The following is a 5,682-nucleotide window of genomic DNA, read 5'->3' on the forward strand; positions in this document are numbered from 1 at the left end:
TCGTTGCGGGCGGTCATCCTTGCTCAAGGCCAGGAAACGGTGGCGCCATCGAAAGCTGGTCGCACTGGCCACGCCGATCTCGCGCGCCGAGCGGCGCACGCTGCGGGAGTCGAGCATGCAGCCGAGGTAGTCGAGCCAGTGCGCCTTGTGGCGCAGCCGCGCCAGTGGCGTGCCGCTGAGCAGGTTGAAGGTGCGATGGCAGCTACGGCAGCGGTAGCGCTGCAGTCCGTGCGCATGGCCGTGGCGATAGGGTTTGTCGGCCTGGCAGTGCGGGCAGCAGAGTGGCATGCCGGGCTGCTCGACGATCTCGAGTACACGGTCGAGGCCGGCCGCCGATTGCAGCAGGTCGAGCAGGCGGTCGCGTTGCCGCCGGGTCAGGCTGGACAGGCGTTGCAGGAACTGTTCGAACTGCCGTGCTTGCATGCTGCCTCCGTCAACGGTTCAGGTCGACATTGGACCGCAGGCTTGCAGAAAAGATTCCACACTTGGCGCGAACAGCGCCTTTTTTTTCTCCCGTCGTTCCCGCTTTCGCGGAAATGACGTACATAGCAAAAAAAGAAGGCCACCGAGGCATGCGCCCACAGTGGCCTTCGACCAGGGATCGGTACGTCGAAGCTTACAGTCCTGCCACGGTATCGCCGGACTGGCTGGCGCCACGTGCGGCTTCGATGGCGGCGTTGTCGACCTTGGACGGGGCCGGCGCGGATTTCTGGGCCAGTTGCGGCGCAGGGGTGGACGGCGTGAAGATCGGCACGTTCTTGCCGCTCGCGACCTGCTTCAGGCGGCGGTACTCGGCCAGCACCTTGTTGCCGTAGCCCGAGTCGTCCTCGAAGGCGGCGGCGCCGACGTAAGTCTTCAGGCCGCCTTCCACGGAACCGGTGCGGGTCACGTAGTCCTTCAGGATCTGGGCGCCGACACGGATGTTGGCCACCGGATTCAGGGCGGCCTGCTTGCCGCCGACTTCGTCGAACTTGTCGCTGTGGACCTTCGACATCACCTGCATCAGGCCCTGCGCGCCCATCGGGCTTTCCGCGAAGGGATTCAGGCCCGATTCGATCGCCATCACGGCCAGGATCAGCAGCGGGTCGAGCTTGATCTCGTGCGCGGTGCTGTAAGCGGTGGCGACCAGCATGTTGGCGGCGTCACCGGCAACCCGGTAGCGGCGCGACAGCCATTCGGTCACGTACTTCTGCTGGCGCGTGGCGCGCACGCCCTGCTTGTCGTCGCTGTTGGCGATTTCGACGGCCTCGGCGCCTTTGGCGGCCTGGGCTTGCACCGGGGCAGCCGCGACCTGCACGGTCTGCTGCGGGCTCAGGAAGTCCGACACCCGTTTTGCCAGATCGGGGCGGTTGTACAGCAGGGCAATCATTGCTACTGCAGATAGACCAAATACGGTCAGGGTATGTTGTGCGGTCGTTACGATACCGCGTGCCGCTTTCGTCACGGAAGACCACGTGACTGGCTGGCTGGCCATCTGTTGGACAAGCTTTGCGCTCGTGCCGATGAATCGATGGATCATCGTTTCTCCTTTGTCGCGGAAAAAGCGGCCCCGTGCGGCGACAAAGCGCTGCTGTTCAGGGTACTAATGCCGTGCATCAGAAACCGTCCGTCGCCGCGTATAGCGGTCGAGGAACGCCGTCATTGCTTGCTACAGCCGGGCAGCGCTGCGATGGAGGTGCCCGGTGGCTAACAACTGTCTCGGGGTTGGTAGGACAGACGCCCTGAGAAAACACTCCTAAATAATGTCGTTGGGGCCCCGACCCCGTGAAATAATGAGACCGGCTAAAATCACGTCCTGGACGGGCCTGTCTCACTTGGTAGGCCGGATTGTAGAAGCTGGTTTATATCAAGTCAATACTAGCACTATCGTGCGTTATAACTTTTATGTCTAACGTTTTCTGACTGACTCATCAATTCTTTGGCAAATCAACTACTTGCCGTCGATTGTTAGCCAAGCTCAAAAGATGTAAAAAAGAATGAAAAAATAGATGAACTATTCGGATTTGCGAGATTTTATTGCCAAGTTGCAAGGGATTGGCGAATTAAAGCGTATTTCGGTGCCCGTATCGCCGAACCTTGAGATGACCGAAATCTGCGACCGGACCCTCCGTGCCGCCGGGCCTGCTCTCCTATTTGAACAGCCGACCGGCTACAAGGTTCCCGTGCTCGGCAACCTGTTTGGCACACCGCAACGGGTGGCATTGGGCATGGGGGCCGATAACATTGCTGAGCTCAGGAAGATCGGCCACGTGCTGGCGCGCCTGAAGGAACCGGAGCCTCCCAAGGGCTTCAAGGACATCATGGACCTGGGCTCGCTCGTGAAGGCGGTTTGGGATATGTCGCCGAAGGAAGTGAAGGGCGCGCCCTGCCAGGAAATCGTCTGGGAGGGCAAGGACGTCGACCTCGGACGCCTGCCGATCCAGCATTGCTGGCCGGGCGACATCGCTCCCCTGATCACCTGGGGCCTCGTGATTACCAAGGGCCCGCACAAGAAGCGGCAGAACCTGGGCATCTACCGCCAGCAGGTGCTGGGGCCGAACAAGGTCATCATGCGCTGGCTGGCGCACCGCGGCGGCGCCCTCGATTTCCGTGAGCACTGCATCGCCAACCCCGGCAAGCCCTATCCGGTGGCGGTGGCGCTGGGCGCCGACCCGGCCACCATCCTGGGCGCGGTGACGCCGGTACCGGACACCCTGTCCGAATACCAGTTCGCCGGCCTGCTGCGCGGCCAGCGCACCGTGCTCACCAAGGCCATCGGCAGCGAGCTGCGGGTACCGGCTGCCGCCGAGATCGTGCTGGAAGGGCATATCTATCCGGACCAGACGCATCCGACCGGTTTCGAGCATGCGCTGGAAGGCCCGTATGGCGACCACACCGGCTATTACAACGAGCAGGACTGGTTCCCGGTATTCACCATCGACCGCATCACCATGCGGCGCGACCCGATCTACCACTCGACCTATACCGGCAAACCGCCCGACGAGCCGGCCGTGCTGGGCGTGGCGCTGAACGAAGTCTTCATTCCCCTGCTGCAGAAGCAGTTCACCGAGATCACCGATTTCTATTTGCCGCCGGAAGGCTGCAGCTACCGGATGGCGGTGGTGCAGATGAAGAAGCAGTACGCCGGCCACGCGAAGCGCGTGATGTTCGGGGTCTGGAGTTTCCTGCGCCAGTTCATGTACACCAAGTTCATCGTCGTGGTGGACGAGGACGTCGACGTGCGCGACTGGAAGGAAGTGATCTGGGCCATCACGACCCGCGTCGATCCGACCCGCGACACGGTCCTGGTCGACAACACGCCGATCGACTACCTCGACTTCGCCTCCCCAATTAGCGGACTCGGCAGCAAGATGGGCATCGACGCCACCAACAAGTGGCCGGGCGAGACCAACCGCGAGTGGGGTACGCCTATCGTCATGGCGCCGGAGGTGAAGAAGCGGGTGGACGACATCTGGCAGCAGCTGGGGCTGTAAGGCCGGGGCAGGCATCCGCCGCGCATATGCTCTATATATATGTGGCTTTGATCGCCGGTTTGCCCGCCGGCGCATGCTCGGTTATAATGATTGCTGGCGGGCCCCTGCGCATTGCGGCATGGTTTACCTGGTCAGGTCGGGAACGAAGCAGCCAAAGCCGTTCACCGCAAGTGCCGCAGATCAGGCTCGCCACCTCATTCAGAACGACAGCTGCCCCGGCAGCTGTTTTCGTTTGTGCCGTCGGCGTGCTTCAATCCGAATCGATTTCCGCTTCGAAGGGCCGCTCCGACAGCATCACCAGCGGGTTCTCCTTCAACAGGTCGCCGTCCAGCTTCAGCCTTACCTGGTTCTTCGCGTCGCTGGCATAGCGCCGCTCGCCGCCCTTGGCCTTGATGGTCAGCTGGGCCGGCTTGTCGAACTTGAAGATCACCGATTTCATGGTCGGCACGAACATGCTGAGGGCGCCGGCCACCTTGCCGATCGCCGCATTCGACTGCGGGACGGAGCCCATCACCGTGGCGTAATTCCATTGCGCGGCTTCGGGCAGGACGGCGCCGATGTCGAAGCTCAGGCTCATCTTTTCGCCGTTCGGCAGGCTGGTCCAGATTTTCGCGTCGTCCGCCAGCCACTGCGGATTCGGAACGATGCGCGCACGGCCGGCGGCGTCGAGCGGGAAGGGCGTGCGGCTGGCGCCGTCGACAACCACCAGCTTCGCGTCCGGCGGCGCGATGGCCTTGTTGACCGGGACCAGCCGGGCATACAGGATCACCTTGTCGCGCTCGCCGGCCGGCAGGGCGTAGAACTTGTCGGCCTTGACGGTCTCGACCAGCTTGCGGTACGGGATCCACTCGCGTTCGCCGGCGGCCTGGGCGGAAAGCGTGAGCGACAACAGCAGCGACGACGACAGTACAGCGGCGACAAGTGTTCTCATATTTTCCACATTGAAATAAAAACATCAGTGTAGGGGAATTCCCGATGAGCGTCTAATGTTGCCGCTCCTGCCCCGGTCTACGGTAAAATCCCGGTATGTCCTATCAAGTCCTCGCCCGCAAATACCGTCCCAGGAACTTCGAAACGCTGGTCGGCCAGGAGCACGTCGTCCGTGCCCTGACCCATGCGCTACGTACCGGACGCCTGCATCACGCCTATCTGTTCACCGGCACGCGCGGGGTGGGCAAGACGACGCTGTCGCGTATCCTGGCCAAGTCGCTCAACTGCGTCGGCCCGGACGGGCAGGGCGGGATCACGGCCGAGCCGTGCGGGGTCTGCGAACCCTGCCGCGCGATCGACGCCGGCCGCTTCGTCGACTATGTCGAGATGGACGCGGCATCGAACCGCGGCGTCGACGAGATGGCCCAGCTGCTGGAACAGGCGGTGTACGCGCCGAGCAATGCGCGCTTCAAGGTCTATATGATCGACGAGGTGCACATGCTCACCAACCACGCCTTCAATGCGATGCTGAAGACGCTCGAGGAACCGCCCGAGCACGTGAAATTCATCCTCGCGACCACCGACCCGCAAAAGATCCCGGTGACGGTGCTGTCGCGCTGCCTGCAGTTCAACCTGAAGCAGATGCCGCCGGGCCACATCGTCGGCCACCTGGAAAACATCCTCGGCCAGGAAGGCGTGACGTTCGAACAGCCGGCCCTGCGCCTGCTGGCGCAAGGCGCCCACGGCTCGATGCGCGATGCGCTGTCGCTGACCGACCAGGCGATCGCCTACGCCGCCGGCGCCGTCACCCTGGACGCCGTGCAGGGCATGCTGGGTGCGCTCGACCAGTCCTACCTGGTGCGCCTGCTGGACGCGCTGGCCAGACAGGATGGCGCCGACCTGATGGCGGTGGCCGACGAGATGGCCAGTCGCAGCCTGTCCTATAACGGCGCGCTGCAGGACCTCGGCACCCTGCTGCACCGCATCGCGCTGGCCCAGACCGTGCCGACCGCGGTGCCGGAAGATCTGCCGGAGCTTGGCGACATCCAGCGCCTGGCGACCGTCTTCGATCCGCAGGAAGTGCAGCTTTTCTACCAGATCGCGGTGCACGGCCGTAACGAGATCGGCCTGGCGCCGGACGAGTACGCCGGCTTCACCATGACCCTGCTGCGCATGCTTGCCTTCCGCCCGGGACAGGGCGGGGCCGAGCAGGTGGCCAGCCCGGCGCCGGCCGCGATCGCGCGCGCGATGCCGCAGGCCCAGGCCGCCCGTCCGGCGG

General features: G+C 63.4%; 5 protein-coding genes and 1 other RNA gene. 3 read left to right on the forward strand and 3 right to left on the reverse strand.

Annotated elements, in window-relative coordinates; translation table 11 throughout:
- Together AC1DOP_RS27005 and AC1DOP_RS27010 are read right to left on the reverse strand one after the other, a co-directional pair.
- Positions 1-423 (reverse strand): transposase (locus tag AC1DOP_RS27005; protein ID WP_477254365.1); only part of this gene is annotated, 423 nt, incomplete at its 3' end.
- A gap of 193 nt (positions 424-616) precedes the next feature.
- Positions 617-1,474, reverse strand: a complete 858-nt coding sequence (locus AC1DOP_RS27010) for a transglycosylase SLT domain-containing protein (RefSeq protein WP_442124856.1) — start codon at positions 1,472-1,474, stop codon at positions 617-619.
- 514 nt (positions 1,475-1,988) lie between these two features.
- Here AC1DOP_RS27010 and ubiD point away from each other — a divergent pair.
- Positions 1,989-3,473 (forward strand): 4-hydroxy-3-polyprenylbenzoate decarboxylase, encoded by a 1,485-nt coding sequence (gene ubiD, locus AC1DOP_RS27015; RefSeq protein ID WP_477254367.1) that lies wholly within the window; start codon positions 1,989-1,991, stop codon positions 3,471-3,473.
- A 95-nt stretch (positions 3,474-3,568) separates the two neighbouring features.
- Positions 3,569-3,667, forward strand: an RNA gene (gene ffs, locus AC1DOP_RS27020) — signal recognition particle sRNA small type.
- A 56-nt stretch (positions 3,668-3,723) separates the two neighbouring features.
- Here the strand turns inward: ffs and AC1DOP_RS27025 are convergent.
- Positions 3,724-4,404, reverse strand: a complete 681-nt coding sequence (locus tag AC1DOP_RS27025) for a hypothetical protein (protein ID WP_442124839.1) — start codon at positions 4,402-4,404, stop codon at positions 3,724-3,726.
- Between the two features lie 95 nt (positions 4,405-4,499).
- On the opposite strand from AC1DOP_RS27025, the gene dnaX reads away from it, so the two are divergent.
- On the forward strand, positions 4,500-5,682 hold a 1,183-nt coding region (gene dnaX / locus AC1DOP_RS27030), incomplete at its 3' end, for a DNA polymerase III subunit gamma/tau (protein WP_477254370.1).

The sequence above is a fragment of the Massilia sp. 01N410 genome, from assembly GCF_056399665.1.

What these genes read in the sequence shown, in the direction of transcription:
- AC1DOP_RS27010 (WP_442124856.1), bottom strand. Translation starts at nt 1,474, where the DNA reads ATGGCCAGCCAGCCAGTCACGTGGTCTTCCGTGACGAAAGCGGCACGC.
- ubiD (WP_477254367.1), top strand. Translation starts at nt 1,989, where the DNA reads ATGAACTATTCGGATTTGCGAGATTTTATTGCCAAGTTGCAAGGGATT.
- AC1DOP_RS27025 (WP_442124839.1), bottom strand. Translation starts at nt 4,404, where the DNA reads ATGAGAACACTTGTCGCCGCTGTACTGTCGTCGTCGCTGCTGTTGTCG.